Origin of the sequence: Dyella nitratireducens (assembly GCF_014642835.1) — a bacterium.
Lineage (GTDB): Bacteria > Pseudomonadota > Gammaproteobacteria > Xanthomonadales > Rhodanobacteraceae > Dyella_B > Dyella_B nitratireducens.
In genome coordinates this window covers 433,399-453,516 of record NZ_BMJA01000001.1, presented here as the reverse complement: position 1 = coordinate 453,516, position 20,118 = coordinate 433,399, and the positions used below count along the sequence as shown (strand labels likewise).

The following is a 20,118-nucleotide window of genomic DNA, read 5'->3' as shown; positions in this document are numbered from 1 at the left end:
TAGGTCTTCAGACCAGCATTACATTCACACCCGCACCACGCAGCGCCTCCACCATCTCCTCCGGCGCGCTTTCATCAGTAATTACCGTATTCAACGTCGACACCGGCGTAATCACCGAAAGGCTGCGCTGCCCCAGCTTGCTGGCATCGAATACCGCGATGGTCTCTCGGGAAACTCGAATCATCAAAGCATTGAGTGACGCTTCCAGCGGATCGGGAGTAGTGACGCCAACCAGCGGATCAATACCATCCACGCCCAGAAACAACTTGTCAGCCGAGATACGCGACAACGCCTGTTCCGCGTCCGGGCCTACCAGCGAATAGGCGGTTGGACGCAGCAGGCCGCCGAGCATCATCACGCGGATGTTGGGCAGGCCGGATAGCTCCAATGCGATATTGAGCGCATTGGTCACCACCGTCAGCGACTCGAATTTCATCTGTCGGATCTGCCGCGCGATTTCCGCAGTGGTGGAGCCGGAATCGAGGATGATGGTGTCGCCCTCGTTGATGAGCTTGGCGGCGGCTTGGCCGATGCGCAGTTTTTGCGGATGGGAGCGCGTTTCCTTGATGTTCAAGGGCACGTCGTTGGTGAAGGTTTGCGTGGCGGGTAGTGCGCCGCCGTGCGAGCGGGCGATGGCGCCGACGCGGGCCAGCGATTCCAGGTCGTTGCGGATGGTGACGGTGGAGGTGCCAAAACGGGCGGCGAGTTCTTCGACCGTGGCGCGTCCGTTGCCTTCGATGTATTCGACGATCAGGCGTCGGCGCTCTTCAACAAGCAGGCGTTGCGTGGGGGCGGCGGCGCGGGATTCATTCATGACGACGGAAGCTCAGGGGATGCGCTGATCCATTCTACGTGGGTGTCACCGGCCCTGTCTGTTCGCAGATCGCAGGGCCATCGGCGAAGGCAGACTGGCCGTCTGTCGAGACGATGGACCGAAGAGATGCGGACAGACAGGGCCGGCCCGAAGGGTGATGTCCAGAAGGCTCGCAGGCTGCGCCGCGCGGCTTGGCAAGACGGCCAGTCTTCCCGGCGCCGCGCAACACACCCTGCAAGCCTTCTGGACATCATGCCACCCACGTAGAATGGATCAGCGCATCCCCAGCAGTCTGACGGCGTTGTCATGGTATATCTTGCGCAGCACGCTGTCTTTCAGGCCCAGCCCATAGATGGACCAGCGGCCCTGAGGGGGTGTCTCGGCGGGGGCATAGTCGAAGTATTCGTCCTCGGTTTCGAGGAAGCGGTAGTAGATATCGTAGAGCTCGTCGCAGAACAGCTGTTGCGGCACGTCGTCGCCGTAGGGAGAGGGCACGGCGTCGGTGCCGAACAGGATGCGATCCTGATACCGATCGAAAAAGCGCTGCGCCGTGCGCGGCTGGCGCCCGAGTTCACCGATGCGCGCGCTGATGTCCACCAGGGTGTTGGGAAAGCGGTCGAGGCAATCGGCTACGGCTTCGAGATTCTCGGCCCAATTGCCGACGTGCATGAGTGCGAAGGTGGTCTTGGGGTGACGTGCGATCACGCGGTCGCGTGCGGCAAGCAGTTCCTCGTTGCTGGGAAATTCGGGACCGTAGAACGACCAGTCCGGGTGCTTGCTCAGTTCTTCGTAGCGCTCGTTGTTGGCGTCGGTCGGGAGGAAAAATGCCTCTGGATCGGAAACATGCATGAATACCGGCATGTCGTAAGCGGCACAGGCTTCCCACATCGGATCGAAGCGGCGGTCATCGATGGCTACCAGCGGACCGCTGTCGAGTTGTTCGCGCAGATACAGCCCTAGCGTTTTCAGCAGTTTCAAACCGCGCGCACCGACGCGATGGGCATGCGCGATGGCATCTGCTTGCAACTGCGGATAGTTTGCTTGCGGAACGTGTCCGAACGACGGCTCGGTGAGTGTGATGAAACGCCCTGGCGCCGCCTTGTCGAACAGTTCGATGCTTTGCTCCAAGCCCTTGCCGACACCACCCGTGAGATTGACCAGGGTGCGTATGCCTTTGCGGTCCATCACGGGCAGCAAGTCTTCCGGCTTGGCGAACACGGTGATGTCTTCGCCCACGGATACGCCGTTGCGTACGTGGGTGGACCAGGTGAGATGTGTGTGCGCGTCGATCACCGGAAAGCGTGGTTGCTCGATGCGCGTCTTCGGTACGCGTAGCATGCTGCGTGGTTTGAAGTCTTTAAGCTGCAGATCGCTTTTGTTGTGGCCAGGGGCCGTTTGCAGCGGGTTTTTGCTGCTTGCCTGGATGGTGCCGGCGCCGTGGGGTGGCGCGCAGCAGAAGCAGCCGGCGCGGGTTTGGGTGCGGAAGGACCAGTGTGGCGTGGCTGGTTTGCGCTGGCTGTTTGGCATGGCTGGCTAGAGATGTCTGGATGGCTCGGATACTACATGCCGTCATTCCGGCGAAGGCCGGAATCCAGTACAAACACGGCGTGCGAAGCACACGACATATGAAAGATTATGAGTGCGTAGGTTGGGGTGCAAACCCCAACATGGCGTGATAGTCAGCATGGCGATGTTGGGGTTTGCACCCCAACCTACGCTTCAACACTCAGCGCGGATGCTTCACCATGATCTGATGCACCTGCCGCACCAGCGCAATCGCCTGGTCGAGCGGGCGCAGCCACATGTTGCGGCCGAACATCACGCCGGTGGCGCCGGATGCCATGTAGAACTCCACCTTGCGCAGCACCGCCGTGTCGTCGTCGTTCTTCTCGCCGCCGGAGAACAACACCATGGTGCGTCCGGCCGAACGCACGACGCGCTGCGTACGTGCTGCGGCATCTTCCTGCAGCGCGTTGTACGGCTTGGGTGCGTTGGCGGTACTGTCATCGGGCTCATGCAGCTTCACGATGTCTGCACCCAGTTCCAGCGCCACACGCGCGGCGTAATCCTGCGCGTACAGACTGCCCTTGCCGCCCTTGGCATCGATCGCGGCACCGCGCGGGTACGACCACAGCACCAGCGGCATGCCGAAGCGCTCGCAATCCTGGCGCACTTTTTCGAACTGGCGGAATTCGTCGTGCTGGCGCGGCGAGCCGACATACATGGTGTAGCCGACCGCGTCCGCACCCAGGCGCACCGCGTCTTCGACCGAGGCGAACAGGGGGGAGGTGGCTTCGGCGTCGCTGGGAATGTTGGTTTTGCCGTTGAGCTTGAGAATCAGCGGAATCCGCCCGCACCACTCACCCATGTACTTTTCCGCCAGGCCAACACCCAGGGCGATGGCGGAGAAATTACCCTCCACGGCAAGGCGGAACTGGTAGTCCGGGTCGATGGCCGGCGGGTTGGGAAAGAAATCGGTGGGGCCGTGTTCCAGGCCCTGGTCCAGCGGCAGTACCAGGAGGCTGCCGTTGCGTGGGCCATGGCCGTACATCAGGCGCCATAGACGGGTGCGCTTGCCATGGGAAAGTGCAAGCTTGGAAAATTTTTCGGAAGCTTTCGAAAGCTCTTGTAACTGATCTTTCATTTCGAATACTCTGGAGGCGTCATCGAATGGTTTCACATTCGGGCGAATTGGACAAAATGTCAAGTCTTCATAAGAAAACGAAAGAAAACGACATGCTGGCAGCCTTGCTGGAAAGACCCGCCGAGGTACAGCGCGCCGCCGGCTACGCCGACACCCTGCGCGAGATCCTGCAGCAACCTGCCACGTGGGAGGGCACTTTCCAGCTGACTCACGCCTCGGCAGCGCAATCCTTGTTGACCAGAGCCCTCGATCCACGCCCTGCGCATATCGTGCTGACCGGCTCGGGCAGCTCCATCTACATTGGCGAGTGCCTGGCGCCGCTGCTGCAGGCGAGTTTGGGGTTGCCGGTGCAGGCGATCGCCGCAGGCACCTTGCTCACGCATTGGCGCAGCGTACTGCCGCCGGGGCCTGGCTTGCTGATTTCGCTGGCGCGTTCGGGCGATAGCCCGGAAAGCGCCGCCGTGGTGAACACCGTGCTGGCCGAGGCGCCGGCATGGCGGCATCTGGTGATCACCTGCAATGCCGAGGGCAAGCTGGCCACGCAGTATCGTGATGAGCCACGCGTGAGTGCGCTCGTGCTGGATGAGCGCACCAACGACCGCAGCCTGGTGATGACCAGCAGCTTTACCAATCTGCTGCTGGGCGGTCTGGGTTTGCTGCGTGACGCCATGACTGCCGAAGCCATCGAGAAAGCGGCGGCGAATGCGCAAGGCATTTTCGATACGCATGCCGATGCCATTGCCGCACTGGCCCGGCGCGATATGCATTCGGCCGTCTATCTGGGCAGCGGTGCCGCTTTCGGTGCTGCGCGCGAAGGCGCCTTGAAGATGCTGGAGATGACCGGCGGCAAGGTCGTCACGATGGCGGAAACCTTTCTTGGCCTGCGCCATGGGCCGATGTCCTTCGTCCATCCGCACACGATGGTGGTGGCCGTGCTGTCGGCCGATCCCGCCGTGCGCCGCTACGAATGCGACCTGCTGCGTGAGTTGTCGCGCAAGCAACTTGGCATGGCCAAGCTCATCGTGGGCGATGAGATTCCGGCGGATGTGCTCTCCATGGGCGATGTTGCGATCACGACTTCGGCAAGCGCATCGAACCCGGATGTGCCGCCCTTGCTGGCAGGCGTGGTGGCAGGGCAATTGCTGGCGTTCTTCCGCTGCCTGCAATTGGGCGGCAAGCCGGATACACCTTCCGAAGGCGTGTTGACGCGCGTCGTTGAGGATTTCGCGTTGCATGGAGCGACGCCATGACATCGCCCGCGCGCATCCTGGTGATCGGCGAAATCAATGTCGATTTCGTGTTCAAGGGCTGCCATGCCTTTCCCGCGCCAGGCTGCGAAGTGCTGGCCGATGATTTCGTGATGACGCCGGGCAGCTCGTCGATGATTTGTGCGATGGGCCTGGCGCGCCTGGGCAACCGGGTGATGTTTCACGGCTTGCTGGGAACCGATGCGTCCGGCCTGTTCTGCATGCAGGCCTTGCGCGATGCAGGCATCGATGTGTCGTCGCTGAGTCCCGATCCTGCGTTGCGCACGGGTGTGACGGCATCGTTGTCCACGCCGCAGGACCGCGCGCTGGTGACCTTTCCTGGCGCGATGTCGGAACTGCGTGCCGATGAAATCGTGGACGAATGGCTGCAAGCCGCCAGCCATCTGCATATCTCCTCGTATTACCTGCAAAAGGGTTTGCGCGCGGGATGTCGAGAACTGTTTGCGCGCGCGAAGTCGGCCGGGTTGAGTACATCACTCGATCCGGGCTTCGACCCTGCACAGCAATGGGGCGACGATCTGCTCGAGACCTTGAGCGAAGTCGACATCTTTCTGCCCAACGAAAAGGAGCTGCTGGCCATCACCGGTTGCAGCGACCTGCATGCTGCGTTGCGCTTCGCACAGAACGGACACACGCGCACCGTGGTGAAGCGCGGGCGGCAAGGCGCTACAAGCTTGCAAGGTGAGCAATGGTTGAACGTGCCCGCTTATCCCATCCATGCCATCGACACCACGGGCGCCGGTGATTCCTTCGATGCCGGTTTCCTGCATGCCTGGCTGCGCGACATGCCGTGGGTCGATTGCATGCGCTGGGGCAGTGCGTGCGGCGGCCTGTCCACGCGTGGCGTTGGCGGCACCACGCGGCAAGCCACGGCGATTGAGGCAGAGACCTTGATGAGGGAAACACCATGATCACCGTCGCCGGCTTCAATACTGCGATCGATCGTTTCATCCAGATCGATGCCTTGACGCCCGGCGAAGTGCATCGGGTACGCGACGAAAGAATCTATCCCGGCGGCAAAGGCGTGCATGTCGCGCAGACCATCGCGTCGCTCGGTGAGCGCGTGCGTCTGGTTGGCCCGGTGGATGACGCGTACCAGGCGTTTATCGCTCGCCAGATGAGTGCGCGCGGCGTGTTGTTCCGTGGCGTGGAGATCGAAAGCGAGCTACGCCACTGTCTGGCATTGCAGGAAACGGGCGGCAGCATTACCGAAGTGCTGGGGCAGGGACCGCAACTCACTCAGCTCGAGCAGGACGATCTGTTGCGCGAGTTCGGCCGTAGCGCACAGAAGAGCGATCTGGTGATTCTTTCCGGCAGTCTGCCGCGCGGCTTTGCCGAGAACCTGTATGCCGGCTTGGTCGAATACGTGCGCGACCTCGGCAAGCATTGCCTGGTCGACGCCAGCGGCGAAGTGTTGCGCCAGGCGGTGAATGCAAAGCCGTACCTGGTGAAGCCGAATCGTGACGAGATCAGCGAGCTGGTCGGGCATCCCGTCATCAACATCGAGGCAGCGCACATGGCAGTGACGGCGCTGCGTGAGCGCGGCATTGCGATGCCGGTCGTGACGCTGGGCGAACTGGGCGCCATCGCTGCGGACGACACCGGCGTGTGGCATGCGCAGCTTGCCTCGGCGCGCCTGCGCAATGCCGTGGGTTCTGGCGATTGCTTTCTTGCCGGCATGGCGGTGGCGATCAAGCGCGAGCTGCCGCTGGAACAGGCGCTGCGTTTGGCGGTGGCCTGCGGCGTAGCGAATGCGGAATCGGAAGAAACCGGTTTTGCGGAGCGCAGCAAGGTGGATGCACTAGTGGCTGATGTGGTTGTACGTCGGCTTTAGCGGTGCGAAGACGAAGAATTTTTGAATACTGAATTGCAAAACGAAGCCGCTGTAGGTTGGGGTGCAAACCCCAACAGCATCACCCTGATCGGTGCGGCAATGTTGGGGTTTGCACCCCAACCTACGGCGGCTACTTGACGTTGAATTTCAATCCGCAGGGACCCGCTCCCTCCCCTGCCAAGCAGGGGAGGGAGTGATCGAAGCGTTGTTGCCGCAAGTACGGAGACAGCGCCTGACATGACAAACGGTGAAGCGCTCAACCGGACGGCTAATCGTCCGGACGGGGACGTCTGCGCCTGAATTTTCCAAAAAACGTGGAAGGGGACATTTCCACGGATATCCAAAGCTGCCTGCAGCAGAGGGGAGAAACGCATATCTGCGCAAGGCGGCAAAAACTGGGAGGGTGATCATGCTTGCTGTGAAACGTAGTTGTCTTGCCGTCGATGGCAAGAGCAGGGCGTTGTTGGCCGTATCCATTCGCAAATCGCTGATCGCGATGCAGATGGTTTGTGTCACAGGTGGCTTGGTGTTGGCGGGAAGTGCCTCGGCGCAAACGAATACGCCCGCAACATCGTCCGGAACCAATCCGGCGCAGAGTTCTACGTCGGCCAATCAAGGCGCCACGCCTGCATCGAATGCCGAATCGTCACAAAAGCCGGTGAAGGAGCTCAAGGCGGTAACGGTCACCGGCACCAATATCCGTGGTGTGGATATGGAAACGGCACTGCCGACCATCACCATTACGCGGCAGGATATTCAGCGCCAGGGTTTTGCTACGGTTGGCCAGTTGCTGCAAAACCTTCCGGCCGCGGCGACGCCCGATCTTAGTCGTGGTGACGCCGCGTCACTGGGGCCGAACCAGGGCGGTACCTTTATCGATTTGCGTGGACTTGGCGCGCAACGCACGCTGGTATTGGTGGATGGCCAGCGCATCGGTGCCGTACACGGTGGTTATACCGACATCAGTGTGATTCCGGCTTCGATCGTCGATCACATCGACGTGCTCGGCAGCGGTGCTTCGGCAATCTATGGCTCGGATGCGATTGCCGGTGTGATCAACATCGTCACGATCAAGAACTTCCAGGGTGTGCAGGTCGATACTTATGCCGGCGAATACGTCCCGCACGGGGATGGAACGCAAGCTCAATACAGCATCACCGCCGGCTCGACCACCGAGCGCAACTCGCTGATCGGCAGCGTTTCCTATCAATACCAGGGCTCGGTATGGGGCGGTGCGCGTCCCTGGTCGGCCTATCCGCAGACGGATCATTACCCTTATTTCGGGCTTACGTACTCTCCCCCGAACAGTGGCGTGATCACCAATTCGCCGCTGACCAATCCGAACATTCCCAACGACCACACACTGGTGCTGAATCCAGGCGGCAATTCGACCAATTTGGCCGATTATTCCTTCCTGCAGCCGCGCAGCTACAGCGCTGATGGCAATGTGGCCAGCCTGGCCAACGCAGGTTCGTACATCTACAACTACAACAACCTCAGCACGATTCTCAGCCCTAACCGGACCAAGAACCTGTACTTGGCCGACCGCTACAAGATCACCCCCCACATCACGGCGCACGTCGAACTGGGCTACAACCAGAGTTGGAACGGCGGCGCGGGTGGCCCGAGCTATTTGTACAGCGGCCAGTCCAGCAATCCGCCTAACCTGCCACAATTCCCAATCGTGCTTTCGGCACAGAGCTATTACAACCCTTACAACGTGCCGGGCCAGACGCCGCAGGATGTGCAATTCGTGCGGGCGTTTCCGCAGAACCTCTATCTCAACGACAACACCTCGCGGAATTTTCGCTATAGCGCCGGACTGGAAGGCGATTTCGGCGTCGGCGAGCATCTTTTCAATTGGGATGCCTACTACTACGACAGCAAGATCCGCGACATCGATATTCGTCCCGGCCAATACAACCTGATCAATGTGACGCAGGCGTTGGGGCCGTCCTTCATGGGTGGCGATGGTATCGTTCATTGCGGTACGCCGGGCAATATCATCGCTGGCTGTGTGCCGTTGAATCCGCTGGGCACGATTACCCAGCAAATGCTCAACTACATTGCGATCAACAATGACGAACACACCGGCTACGACGAGAAAGCCTTCGTGGCCGACATCAGTGGCGACGTCTACGAACTGCCCGGCGGCGACCTGACGATTGCGGCAGGCGTGCAGCATCGCAACGAATCCGGTTACGACGCGACCGATCCTTTCGCTACCGCCGGCTATTCCAGCGACTACTCGGTGGAGCCCAACAGCGGCAGCTTTAGCCTCAATGAAGGCTATCTGGAAGTGTATGCGCCGCTGCTGAAGGATTTGCCGGGCGTGCAGAGCCTGTCGATCGACGCGGCGCGGCGCTGGTCGTACTACAGCAACTTCGGCGGCACTCGCAATTATTCGTTCAAGCTGGCCTGGAAACCCATCGATGACGTGATGGTGCGCGCCAGCTACAGCAACAACTTCCGTGCGCCGACCATCAATGATCTGTACCAGGGCTTGTACCTGGCAGGCGGCTTCACCGATCCCTGCGATGCCGTATACGGCCCGTCGCAATATGGCTACAGCCCGGTGGTGGCGCAGCGCTGCCTCACGGGTTTTGGCGGATTGCCTGGTGTGGCGGCGAATTTCCGGCAGACTGATATCACCGGCACGCCGGTGCAAGGGCCCAATGCAGCAGGTATTACCAACAGCTACAACGGCGGCAATCCGAATCTGAAGCCGGAGACTGCGTACAACAGCGATATCGGCGTGGTGTACAGCCCATCGTGGTTGCCGGGTTTCAACACGACGATCGATTGGTGGAGCTACAACATCCGCAATCTGATCACCGGCATCAGTAACAACCAGGTGCTTGCCGACTGCTACGAGTTCGGTATTAGCGCTGCGTGCTCGCAGTTCCAGCGCGAGGGTGGTACGGGTCCGCTGGCCGGCCAGATCATCAACCTGATGAACCTGGAAACCAACGCCGGTTGGCTGAAGGAGCGTGGTTGGGATTTCGGCGTGAATTATGCGTTGCCCGAGTTCAGCGTCGGCAAGTTCAAGCTGGCGCTGCAAAGCACGTACATCGCTACCAACAACGTGCAGCCCACCGTCGGTGCCGCCGTGCAGTACACGGCAGGTACGTCCTTGGGCAATCTGGATGGCGCGGTATGGCGCGTACGCGGCACCTTTACCGTGAGCTGGGACTGGCACGATTTTGGAGTCGACTGGACGGTGCGTTACTTCTCACCGCTCAAGGGGCCTTGCACTTATCCGCCGCCGAGCACGACCACGATCTTCCCGTGTACCTTGCCGAACTATTACGCACCAGGCGTGGGTATTTCACCGATGACGCAGGAAGCCTCGGCCACCTTCAACGATGCACAAGTGCACTGGAAGACGCCATGGAATGGTACGTTCTCACTGGGCGTGAACAATATCTTCAATCACGTGGGGCCGTACATTTACGGCGGAGGTTTCAACTCCGGTACGGATAGCTACAACGATTACAACGCGTCGTATGACATCGGGCGGTTTGTGTATATGCGTTATCAGCAGAAGTTTTGAGACAGCGCATTAAGCGGGCGTAGGTTGGGGTGAAAACCCCAACATTGCCATGTCGACCAGGATGACGGTGTTGGGGTTTGCACCCCAACCTACGAGATCAGTGTGAACATGAGGCTTTGCATGAATCAAAAACACTATAAAAAAGTACTCGCCTTGAGCGTTCTGTGCGCATGGTTGGGACTGGTACACGCCAATGATGCCGCCATCCTCGACCCTGGCGCACCCGCCTATGCACTCAACAACGGCCAGGCAAGCTTCGGTAATGCGGCCATTGAGGCACGTTGGAATGTAGCGGACGGAAAGCTTTCTGGCATCACCGTCACCGATCGCGACAATGGGCAGGTGCTGAAGGTCGATGATCTGTTCGCCTTGATGCTGCCCAACAAGCAGTCCATCAAGGGCGGCGACATGCAGCTGCTTGTACCGCCATCGCAGCAGGCGTTACCCGTCGACCCAAAAGCTTCCATGCTCGCCGATCGTCTGCCGGGCACGGCCATCAGGGCGGTCTTCGGCGATACGGATCATCGTTTCCGCGTCCAATGGCAACTCCTCCAGCGTGAAGGTTCGCCCTACCTGCGCGAAGTGGTGGTCATCACCGCGCTGAAACAGAATGAGCCGCTCACCAGTGTTGCTCTGTTGCCGTCCAGCATCGATCACGCCGAAGTGGATGGGGTGGTGAAAGGCTCGCCGGTGGTGGCTGGCAATCTCTACATGGGCCTGGAGAATCCGCTTTCCGATAGCGATGTGCGTGGGAAGCATGTGCTCTTGTCGATGGCGCGCAGCTTGCCGTTGCGGAAAGGGCAGTCGATTACCTATTCCGCCGTGGTAGGCGTGGTGCGTGACGGCCAGCTCCGCCGCGACTTTGCTACGTATGTGGAGCGCGAGCGGGCGCATCCGTATCGAACCTTTCTGCACTACAACTCCTGGTACGACATCGGCTACTTCACGCCTTATACCGAAGCACAGGCGCTGGATCGCATTCATGCGTTCGGCGAGGAGCTGAGTGTGAAGCGCGGCGTAAAGCTCGATTCCTTCCTGTTCGACGACGGCTGGGATGATCGTTCGGGCAGCTGGAATTTCAGCAAGGATTTCCCGCATGGCTTTATTCCGCTGCGTGAAGCGGCAGCGCAATACGGCGCAGCGCCCGGCATGTGGCTGTCGCCATGGGGTGGCTACAGCACGCCCAAGGACGAGCGCGTGAAAAACGGCAAGGCAGCTGGTTACGAGATCGTCAATGATGGTCTGGCACTGTCCGGACCGAAGTACTACCAGCGCTTCCACGACGTGGTGATGAAGCTGCTGAATGAGGATGGCATCAATCAATTCAAGTTCGACGGTACAGGCAATGCGGACAGTGTGTTTCCCGGGAGTCGATTCGACAGCGATTTCGCGGCGGCGATCGAGTTGATCAAGGACATCCGCGCCGACAAGCCTGATACCTTCATCAATCTCACCACCGGCACCTGGGCCTCGCCGTTCTGGCTGCGCTATGCCGATTCGATCTGGCGTGGTGGCGAGGATGATTGGCACGCAGGCGTGGGGACGGAACGCGAGCAGTGGATCACCTATCGCGATCAACAGACCTACGAGAACATCGTGATCCAGGGCCCGCTGTATCCGCTCAACTCGCTGATGCTTCACGGCATCATCTATGCGCAAATGAACAAGCGGCTGAATACCGATCCGGGGCACGACTTTGCCAATGAAGTGCATTCCTACTTCGCTACTGGCACGCAGTTACAGGAGATGTACATCACGCCTTCCTTGCTGAGCAAAGAAGATTGGGATGTGCTGGCGGATGCGGCGAAGTGGTCGCGTGCCAACGCCGACGTATTGCGTGATACGCATTGGATCGGCGGTGATCCTGGGCGGCTCGATGTGTACGGCTGGGCAGCGTGGTCGCCGGGCAAGTCGATCATCACCTTGCGCAATCCGGACGCGCATCCACAGGCCGTTGTGATCGATCTGCAGAGGCAGTTGGAATTGCCTAAAACTGCGGTGCGCCGATTCCATGTGCGTGACGTGTGGCAGAGCGGTGGCAATGTGCCGGGGCAGCTGGATGCCGATCATGTGAGCACGATCACGCTGGCGCCGTTTGAAGTATTGACCCTTGAACTGACGCCTTGAGGTAACCTCCGGCGGCTGTGTGACGTAGGTTGGGGTGCAAACCCCAACGCTGCCATCTGCATGGCATGGCGATGTTGGGGTTTGCACCCCAACCTACAATTCATGGAGGCTGTGGGATTGATGCAACGACGCGATTTTCTTCGATTCGCTTTGCTGACGCCGTTGGCGGCAACCCTTCCGGTGGCCCAAGCCGAAGTCGGCAGCAAGCCCTCCATCGAACCCACGCCCGACGGCAAACCGCGCTCCTTCGAACTCGGCCACCAGCAATTCCTGCTTGACGGCGCACCCTTCCAGATCCGCAGCGGCGAGATGCATCCCGCGCGCATTCCGAACGATTACTGGCGGCACCGCATCCACATGGCCAAGGCGATGGGCCTCAATACCATCGCGATCTGCCTGATGTGGAATTACTTCGAAAGCGAACCCGGTGTGTTCGACTTCACCACCGAGAATCGCGATTTCGTGCGCTTTATCAAGCTGTGCCAGGCGGAAGGCATGTGGGTGTATCTGCGGCCCGGCCCTTACGTCTGTGCCGAGTGGGATCTGGGCGGCTTGCCGGCTTATCTGTTGCGCGATCCTTCCATTCGTGTGCGCACCAAGGACGATGCACGCTACATGCAGGCGGTGCAGCGCTACATGGATGCGGTAGGGCCGAAGATCGTGCCGCTGATGGCAAAAAACGGCGGCCCGATCCTGATGGTGCAGCTCGAGAACGAATACGCCTCGTTTGGCCACGACCTTCCCTATCTGTTGCGCTTGCGCACGATGTGGCAGGCGCAAGGCATGGATGGTCCCTTCGCGATTGCCGATGGCTTGGGGCAGTTGCAGAAGGAGGGCACCTATGTGCCGGGCGCCGCGCTGGGCCTGGATGGCGATACGGATTTTGCCGCCGCGCAGACCATCGCCGGCGACGCGCCGGTGTGGATGAGCGAAGGCTATCCTGGCTGGATCACGCACTGGGGCGATCCGACGTTCCAGACCGGCCAGTATCTGCCTACCTTGCGCAAGCTGATGGAGGAAGGCCGTTCCTTCAGCATGTATGTGGTGCACGGCGGCACCAATTTCGGCTTCACCGCAGGCGCCAACGCGCGCAACGATTACGCCAACTTCGAGCCGGTGATCACCAGCTACGACTACGGCGCGCCGATCAATGAGCGCGGTGATCCCACGCGCGATTACCATGCCTTCCGCAAAACCATCGCCGCGCATCTGCCGCACTCTCCGCCTGAGCTGCCGCCGCCGGTGCCGCTGGCGCATTTTCCCGAGCTGATCGCGCAACCTTACGCATCGATCTGGGACAACCTGCCGCTGCCATCACGGATGGTGAAGAAGCCCGACCCGAATGAGATCCTGTTCGCGCAGAACCAGGGCATGGTGGTGTACCGCAAGACGCTGTTGAACGGCGGCATGTTGAACATGGAAGGTTTGCGCGATTACGGCACGGTGTTCAGTGATGGCAAGTATCTGGACTATGTTTCGCGTGTCGACAAGCCGGGATTGAGCGTAAAGCACTATGTGAACATCCCGCCACCGGCCAACGGTGCCGGCACCGTGGTGGATGTCCTGGTCGACAGCTTCGGCCACGTGGGCTATGGCCAGGCGATGTATGACTTCAAAGGCATCGTTGGTGCCGTCACCCTCGATGGCGAGGAATTGCATGGTTGGCAGGCGCACAGCCTGCCGCTGGATGAAACCTATATCGCCGGCTTGCCGCCGATGCGGGCGGATTCGCCTTCGCGCTTGCGTCCAGGCATGTTCTTCAAATCTGTCTTCACGCTCGACAAGGTTGGCGATTGCTATATCGACATGAGCGATTGGGATAAAGGCTACGTGTGGGTCAACGGCCATTTGCTTGGACGCTATTGGCACATTGGGCCGCAACAGCGATTGTTTTGTCCGGGGCCCTGGTTGTGGCGCGGGCGCAATGAAGTGCTGGTGTTCGACATGCACAAGGTGATGCCGACGGCCATTCGTTGCAGTGATCGGTTGCAATGGTAGGTTGGGTTAGCGCAGCGTAACCCAACGATGCTTCGACGTGAGGTTTGTTGGGTTACGCTGCGCTAACCCAACCTACGTCAACGCCAACGCACGCATGCAGTCAGAACTGGACGTGCGCGCGCAACCCCGCAAACCTCGCCGGCCCGCGATCGCGGTTGTACCCCGGATTGCGAATGAACTGCAGATCCGGGCTGATGGTGAGATGGTTGATCACCGCGATGCTGTAATACACCTCGGCAATCTGCTCCGGACCGTAACGCAATCCACCATCGCCGAGCAGAAAACCATCACCGCCCATCTGCAGGTACTGCGCGTGATCGCGTGAGAGCCCCTCGATCGCGATGCCAACGCCAAGCCGGTCATCCGAGCGTTGCCAATGTGCACCGGACAGCTGAAAGCCGCCGCTGAGCAAACGATCGACCTCGGCGAAGATGAAGGACTCGGTATGTCCATCGTTCCAGCCGGCGCGCATGAAGAAGCCGGTGTCGCCGTTGTCTGCCACCGGCAGTTCGCCATTGATGCCGAAGCCGAACTTGTGGCGATCGGGTGCATCGTCAGCATGGATATCCGGCACCTGCCCGGTGAGCTGCGCAATCTCGATCGCCTGCTGGTAAATCCCGAGATTGCCTTTGTTGTAATAGCCGAGGAAGCGCAGTGCCCAACCGTCGGGCTTCGGTTGCAGTGTCAATTCAAGCTGTTGTCCGCTGGATGCGCTGAGTGATTTCACCAGCGCTTGCCCGTTTGCTTCCACCGGCATGCGATAGATGCCGTAGCGCAAGGTCCAGCCTTTCATCATCCAGCCGATCATGACGCCGTCGGTGTAGCCGCGTGTGTCGGATGCAAAATCCCAGGTCGTGTTGTTCCACAGCGACCAGTTCATGAACTGCGTGCGGGTGGCGTTGGCGTAGCGGTTTTTGTCGAAGTCGTCGTTCGCGGCCATCAGGCCGATTTTTACTTCGATGTGCTTGATCGCTTCGTGGCCGGGCAGTTGGTCCTGGCCGCGTTCCACTTCATTGGTTTCATCGCCTAACGGCAGCACCCAGCGCAGATAGTTGCGCGCGACATACGGCCGCTTGCCCAGGCTGGCTACGCCGGAGCGGATGATGTCGCCGTTGGTAAGCCCGCCCAAGCCCGTGGCATTGCTGACACCTTCGCCTTTGAACATCTCCACGTCCCAGTAGTACTGGAAGTGCCAGGGCAGGGCGATGCCGAAGTAGGCGCCGAAGGTGTGCGAACGTGCGGTGGAGCCATCCGGCTTCAGGCTGAGTGGGCCAGCGTAGGGCGAGTGCACGCGCGATTGATTTTGGTCGACGAAGGTGTATTGCGCGCCGAGCCATTGGGGGATGAAGAGCGGGGCGTCGTCGGCGTGTGAGCACTGCGGCAGTACTGCGAATAGCAGGCAGGACAAAAGCTGATGACGTTTTGCTATCAGGGGCATGAGCGCGGATGTTAGGTGTAGGTTGGGGTGCAAACCCCAACATGGCTGTGCATGGTTACATGACGATGTTGGGGTTTGCACCCCAACCTACGAATGCCGGCATATCGTGTGGCCAATAAAAAGGCCGCCCGGCGGCGGCCTTTCATGTCAGCGCGTAAACGCTAATCAACCAGCGCCACGCGAAGCCTTCTTGCGATCGTTCTCAGTCAGGTGCTTCTTGCGCAGACGGATTTCCTTCGGCGTGACTTCGACCAGCTCGTCATCGTCGATGAAATCCAGCGCCTGCTCCAGCGAGAACTTGGTCGCCGGGGTCAGCTGGATTGCATCGTCCTTGCCCGAGGCGCGCATATTGGTCAGCGGCTTGGGCTTGATGGCGTTGACGGTAAGGTCGTTGTCCTTGGCGTGGATGCCGACCAGCTGGCCTTCATACACATTGTCGCCTTCGGCAGCGAACAGCTTGCCGCGTTCCTGCAGCGGGCCGAGCGAGTAAGCCGGGGTGGTGCCGCCGGCGTTGGCGATCATCACGCCGTTGAGGCGCTTGGCGATCTGGCCTTCTTCCTTCGGACCGTAATGGTCGAACACGTGGAACAGCAGGCCCGAACCCTGGGTGAGGGTCTTGAACTGGTTCTGGAAACCAATCAGGCCACGCGCCGGGATCATGTACTCCAGGCGCACGCGACCCTTGCCGTCCGGCTCCATGTTCTTCAGCTGGCCCTTGCGCACGCCCAGGCGTTCCATCACCGGGCCCTGGTGGTTTTCTTCCACGTCGACCACCAACTGCTCGATCGGCTCCATCTTCTGGCCATCGATGTCCTTGATGATCACTTCGGGGCGCGATACGGCGAGCTCATAGCCTTCACGGCGCATGTTCTCGATCAGCACCGACAGATGCAGTTCGCCGCGGCCGGAGACCAGGAACTTGTCAGCATCGGAACCCTGCTCGACGCGCAGCGCCACGTTGTGCACCTGCTCGCGCTCCAGACGATCCTTGAGCTGGCGGCTGGTGAGGAACTTGCCGCCGGAGAGATCCTTGTTGCCGGCGAACGGCGAGTTGTTCACCTGGAAGGTCATGCTGATCGTCGGTTCGTCGACGGTCAGGGCCGGCAGCGCTTCCGGCTTGTCCAGCGCGCAGACGGTGTCGGAAATGGTGAGTTCCTGGATACCGGAGATGGCGACGATGTCGCCCGCTTCCGCAGAATCCTGCTCGATGCGCTCCAGGCCCAGGAAGCCGAGCACCTGCAATACCTTGCCCTGGCGCTTCTTGCCTTCGCGATCGATCACGGCGACCGGCATGTTCTTCTTCAGCGTGCCGCGCTGGATGCGGCCGATGCCGATGACGCCGACGAAGTTGTTGTAGTCCAACTGGCTGATGCGCATCTGGAACGGACCTTCCGGATCCACTTCCGGCTTCGGCGCGTGGTCCATGATGGCCTGGTACAGCGGCGTCATGTCGCCTTCGCGGGCGTCCTGGTCGAGCGAGGCGTAGCCGTTCAGCGCCGAGGCGTAGACGATCGGGAATTCCATCTGCTCCGGCGTGGCGCCGAGGCGGTCGAAAAGATCCCACACCTGCTCGACCACCCACTCCGGACGGGCGCCGGGACGGTCGATCTTGTTGACCACCACGATCGGCTTGAAGCCCATCGCGAACGCCTTCTGCGTCACGAAGCGGGTCTGCGGCATCGGGCCGTCCATCGCGTCGACCAGGATTAGCACGGTGTCCACCATCGACAGCACGCGCTCCACCTCGCCGCCGAAATCGGCGTGGCCTGGGGTGTCGACGATGTTGATGCGGTTTTCACGCCAGGTGATGGCGGTGTTCTTGGCCAGGATGGTGATGCCGCGTTCCTTTTCCTGGTCGTTGCTGTCCATCACGCGTTCGGCCAGCACCGTGCGTTCGGACAGGGTGCCCGACTGCTTCAGCAGCTGGTCGACGAGGGTGGTTTTGCCGTGGTCGACGTGGGCGACGATGGCGATATTGCGCAGATTTTCGATGGACATGAGTGCCGGGCTTGGGCGGGCTGTAAGGCCGCCGCGCAGATTTTGGTCAGGGTTAACCCGTGGATTATACGGGGTTATGTGACAGGTTGCTTGCGTCCCTTGAACGCCCTCTCCTTTCCAGGAGAAAGGGGTGGGGGTGAGGGGCAATCTCGAAGTGATGTTTGCCATCACCTTGTTGTCATTCCGGCGAAGGCCGGAATCCATTTTGAATCTTGCGTGGAGCACGGGTATCCGTGCCCATGCCCCCTGGCGGGGCGCCTTGTCCTCCGACACTTCACAGCACCCGATGGGGGCCGGGAAGAGCAGGTGCGCGTCCTGTGCGACCGGTTAGCGGCGTATGCGCCGCTAACTCGTTTGTTTCCATATTGGAGTTGGGCGATGCCGATCAGGCCTCGGCGTCTTCCTCTTCTTCCTCGTCCTCTTCGCCTTCCTCGAACTCCGCCAGCTCTTCGACGCGCACGAAGTTGGCGGCGTCGTCAGCGAAGACGATGCGCTTGCCGTCGGCACACATCGGGCGGACGTCCTGGGTCTTGTTGCCGTTGTCGAGGGTTTCCACCAGGGCGAAGCAGACCAGAGGAGCGGCGCTTTCTTCGCCGCTTTCGTCGTAGACGGCAACCCAACCGTTGCCGGGAAGGATTTGCAGGATGTTCGTTTGCTTGGACATGGGCGGCTCCGCGTGCTGAAAGGCGCGCAAGCTTGCCCGGCGTTCATGACATTGGCAAGCGCGCAGGCGGACGTGCGCGCCGTTGTGCGGTGTTCAAACCCATCCGGTGAGATAGAACCACCCGATCACCACGAACACCGCCGCCGTCTTGATCAGCGTGACGGCAAACACATCGCGATACGACTGGCGGTGTGTCAGTCCTGTGACGGCCAACAAGGTGATCACCGCACCATTGTGCGGCAGCGTATCCATGCCGCCGGACGCCATCGCGGCCACGCGATGCAGTACGTCCATCGGAATGCCTGCCGCTTTGGCGTTTTGCACGAAGGTATCGGCCATCGCGGCCAGGGCGATGCTCATGCCGCCGGAGGCGGAGCCGGTGATGCCGGCCAACGAGGTTACCGAAACGGCTTCGTTGACCAGCGGGTTGGGTACGGCGCGCAGGGCGTCGGCTACCACACGGAAACCGGGCAGGGCGGCGATCACGGCGCCGAAGCCGTATTCGGAAGCCGTGTTCATCGATGCCAGCAGCGCACCGCTCACAGCCGCTTTGCTGCCTTCGGCGAAGTGTCTGGTGACGGGACGCCAGGCAAACAACAAGACGCACAGGATGCCCAGCAGCAACGCACCTTCGACGGCCCAGATGGCGGCGATCTTCGAGACTTCTTGCACCACGGGCGGCGGATTGCCGATCACTGCCGGCACGAACGATTGCGTGTGGCCGTAGAGGCGCGGGATCACATGCGTGAAGACCAGATTGGCAACGCCCACCAGCACCAGCGGCAGCAAGGCGATCAACGGATGCGCCAGTTTGCTGCCATCGAACGGTGCGGGTTCATTGATCAGGTTGTCGCCATAACCTTCGCCGGCCGCCGCGGCTTTGCGGCGGCGTGATTCCAGATAAAGCATGCCGACGACGAGGATGAACAACGCGCCCAAACTGCCCAGCCATGGCGCTGCCCACGCTGTGGTACCGAAGAAGGCGGTGGGAATGATGTTCTGGATCTGCGGCGTACCAGGCAGCGAATCCATGGTGAAGGTGAAGGCACCCAGCGCGATCGTTCCGGGAATCAGGCGCTTGGGAATATTCGATTCGCGAAACAGCTCCACCGCAAACGGATACACCGCGAACACCACCACGAACAGCGATACACCGCCATAGGTGAGCAGGGCACATACCAGCACGATGGAAAGCATCGCGCGGCTGCGGCCGACCAGGCCGATGGTGGAGGCGACGATGGCCTTGGAAAAACCGGACAGCTCGATCACCTTGCCGAACACCGCGCCGAGCATGAACACGGGAAAGTAGAGCTTGAGAAAGCCCACCATTTTTTCCATGAACAGGCCGGTGAACATCGGTGCGACCAGCGACGGATCGGTGAGCAGCACAGCGCCGAGTGCGGCGATCGGTGCAAACAGGATCACGCTGTAGCCGCGATACGCTGCCAGCATCAAAAAGCACAGTGCTGCCAGCACGATGAGAAAAGCCATTCCGTTATTCCTTTTTGATCTACTCAGTGACGCAACGCATCACTCCATGCCATCTGCATCTTGCAGGTGTAACCCCGCCATGCCTCAGCGTCATTCCGGCGAAGGCCGGAATCCAGTTTCAATACGTCGTGCGAAGCACTCAGAACCTTTATGTCGTGTGCTTCGCACAGCATGTTTGACTGGATTCCGGCGTTCGCCGGAATGACGGCAAGGCATGGCCTCAAGTGTGCAGATACCTCTCTCCCAGGAAATTAGGAGTGCGACGAGTATCCCGGTAGGCCTGCACACA

General features: G+C 60.5%; 13 protein-coding genes. 6 read left to right on the top strand and 7 right to left on the bottom strand.

The features are described from left to right. Positions 1 to 7 precede the first annotated feature (7 nt). The 3 genes from agaR to IEX75_RS02055 all read right to left on the bottom strand — a co-directional run bounded on the left by agaR (position 8) and on the right by IEX75_RS02055 (position 3,458). Positions 8 to 814, bottom strand: a complete 807-nt coding sequence (gene agaR / locus IEX75_RS02065; RefSeq protein ID WP_188792592.1) for a transcriptional repressor AgaR — start codon at positions 812 to 814, stop codon at positions 8 to 10. A gap of 273 nt (positions 815 to 1,087) precedes the next feature. Beyond that, entirely contained in the window at positions 1,088 to 2,341 is a 1,254-nt protein-coding gene (locus IEX75_RS02060; protein WP_188792591.1) for an amidohydrolase family protein, read from the bottom strand. Between the two features lie 199 nt (positions 2,342 to 2,540). After that, entirely contained in the window at positions 2,541 to 3,458 is a 918-nt protein-coding gene (locus IEX75_RS02055) for a class I fructose-bisphosphate aldolase (RefSeq protein WP_188792590.1), read from the bottom strand. 56 nt (positions 3,459 to 3,514) lie between these two features. Between IEX75_RS02055 and IEX75_RS02050 the strand changes: the two genes are divergently transcribed. From IEX75_RS02050 to IEX75_RS02025, 6 genes are all read left to right on the top strand, one after another. After that, complete coding sequence (locus IEX75_RS02050) at positions 3,515 to 4,708, top strand: SIS domain-containing protein (protein ID WP_229720598.1); 1,194 nt, start codon at positions 3,515 to 3,517, stop codon at positions 4,706 to 4,708. After that, the gene (locus tag IEX75_RS02045) at positions 4,705 to 5,637 is read left to right on the top strand and encodes a carbohydrate kinase family protein (RefSeq protein WP_188792589.1); all 933 of its coding nucleotides are present in this window, start codon (positions 4,705 to 4,707) and stop codon (positions 5,635 to 5,637) included. Before IEX75_RS02050 ends, IEX75_RS02045 begins: the two co-directional genes overlap by 4 nt. Continuing rightward, on the top strand, positions 5,634 to 6,560 hold the full coding sequence (locus IEX75_RS02040) for a 1-phosphofructokinase family hexose kinase (protein ID WP_188792588.1): 927 nt from the start codon (positions 5,634 to 5,636) through the stop codon (positions 6,558 to 6,560). Before IEX75_RS02045 ends, IEX75_RS02040 begins: the two co-directional genes overlap by 4 nt. Before the next feature lie 409 nt (positions 6,561 to 6,969). Further along, positions 6,970 to 10,113, top strand: coding sequence for a TonB-dependent receptor domain-containing protein (locus IEX75_RS02035; RefSeq protein WP_188792587.1), 3,144 nt, complete (start codon positions 6,970 to 6,972; stop codon positions 10,111 to 10,113). A 120-nt stretch (positions 10,114 to 10,233) separates the two neighbouring features. Continuing rightward, positions 10,234 to 12,240: an alpha-galactosidase gene (locus IEX75_RS02030; protein WP_229720597.1), complete on the top strand. Its 2,007-nt coding sequence runs from the start codon at positions 10,234 to 10,236 to the stop codon at positions 12,238 to 12,240. A gap of 120 nt (positions 12,241 to 12,360) precedes the next feature. Then, positions 12,361 to 14,238, top strand: coding sequence for a beta-galactosidase (locus IEX75_RS02025; RefSeq protein ID WP_188792586.1), 1,878 nt, complete (start codon positions 12,361 to 12,363; stop codon positions 14,236 to 14,238). Between the two features lie 100 nt (positions 14,239 to 14,338). On the opposite strand, the gene IEX75_RS02020 is transcribed toward IEX75_RS02025, so the two are convergent. From IEX75_RS02020 to IEX75_RS02005, 4 genes are all read right to left on the bottom strand, one after another. Beyond that, entirely contained in the window at positions 14,339 to 15,676 is a 1,338-nt protein-coding gene (locus IEX75_RS02020; RefSeq protein WP_188792585.1) for a carbohydrate porin, read from the bottom strand. 165 nt (positions 15,677 to 15,841) lie between these two features. Then, the gene (gene typA / locus IEX75_RS02015) at positions 15,842 to 17,674 is read right to left on the bottom strand and encodes a translational GTPase TypA (RefSeq protein ID WP_188792584.1); all 1,833 of its coding nucleotides are present in this window, start codon (positions 17,672 to 17,674) and stop codon (positions 15,842 to 15,844) included. Positions 17,675 to 18,059: 385 nt separating this feature from the next. Then, on the bottom strand, positions 18,060 to 18,338 hold the full coding sequence (locus tag IEX75_RS02010; protein ID WP_188792583.1) for a hypothetical protein: 279 nt from the start codon (positions 18,336 to 18,338) through the stop codon (positions 18,060 to 18,062). A gap of 93 nt (positions 18,339 to 18,431) precedes the next feature. Beyond that, positions 18,432 to 19,829 (bottom strand): GntP family permease, encoded by a 1,398-nt coding sequence (locus IEX75_RS02005; protein ID WP_188792582.1) that lies wholly within the window; start codon positions 19,827 to 19,829, stop codon positions 18,432 to 18,434. Positions 19,830 to 20,118 lie beyond the last annotated feature (289 nt).

Bases quoted from the DNA above. Each gene is read 5' to 3' on its own strand.
- agaR (WP_188792592.1), bottom strand. From the start codon at position 814: ATGAATGAATCCCGCGCCGCCGCCCCCACGCAACGCCTGCTTGTTGAA.
- IEX75_RS02060 (WP_188792591.1), bottom strand. From the start codon at position 2,341: ATGCCAAACAGCCAGCGCAAACCAGCCACGCCACACTGGTCCTTCCGC.
- IEX75_RS02055 (WP_188792590.1), bottom strand. From the start codon at position 3,458: ATGAAAGATCAGTTACAAGAGCTTTCGAAAGCTTCCGAAAAATTTTCC.
- IEX75_RS02050 (WP_229720598.1), top strand. From the start codon at position 3,515: ATGTCAAGTCTTCATAAGAAAACGAAAGAAAACGACATGCTGGCAGCC.
- IEX75_RS02045 (WP_188792589.1), top strand. From the start codon at position 4,705: ATGACATCGCCCGCGCGCATCCTGGTGATCGGCGAAATCAATGTCGAT.
- IEX75_RS02040 (WP_188792588.1), top strand. From the start codon at position 5,634: ATGATCACCGTCGCCGGCTTCAATACTGCGATCGATCGTTTCATCCAG.
- IEX75_RS02035 (WP_188792587.1), top strand. From the start codon at position 6,970: ATGCTTGCTGTGAAACGTAGTTGTCTTGCCGTCGATGGCAAGAGCAGG.
- IEX75_RS02030 (WP_229720597.1), top strand. From the start codon at position 10,234: ATGAATCAAAAACACTATAAAAAAGTACTCGCCTTGAGCGTTCTGTGC.
- IEX75_RS02025 (WP_188792586.1), top strand. From the start codon at position 12,361: ATGCAACGACGCGATTTTCTTCGATTCGCTTTGCTGACGCCGTTGGCG.
- IEX75_RS02020 (WP_188792585.1), bottom strand. From the start codon at position 15,676: ATGCCCCTGATAGCAAAACGTCATCAGCTTTTGTCCTGCCTGCTATTC.
- typA (WP_188792584.1), bottom strand. From the start codon at position 17,674: ATGTCCATCGAAAATCTGCGCAATATCGCCATCGTCGCCCACGTCGAC.
- IEX75_RS02010 (WP_188792583.1), bottom strand. From the start codon at position 18,338: ATGTCCAAGCAAACGAACATCCTGCAAATCCTTCCCGGCAACGGTTGG.
- IEX75_RS02005 (WP_188792582.1), bottom strand. From the start codon at position 19,829: ATGGCTTTTCTCATCGTGCTGGCAGCACTGTGCTTTTTGATGCTGGCA.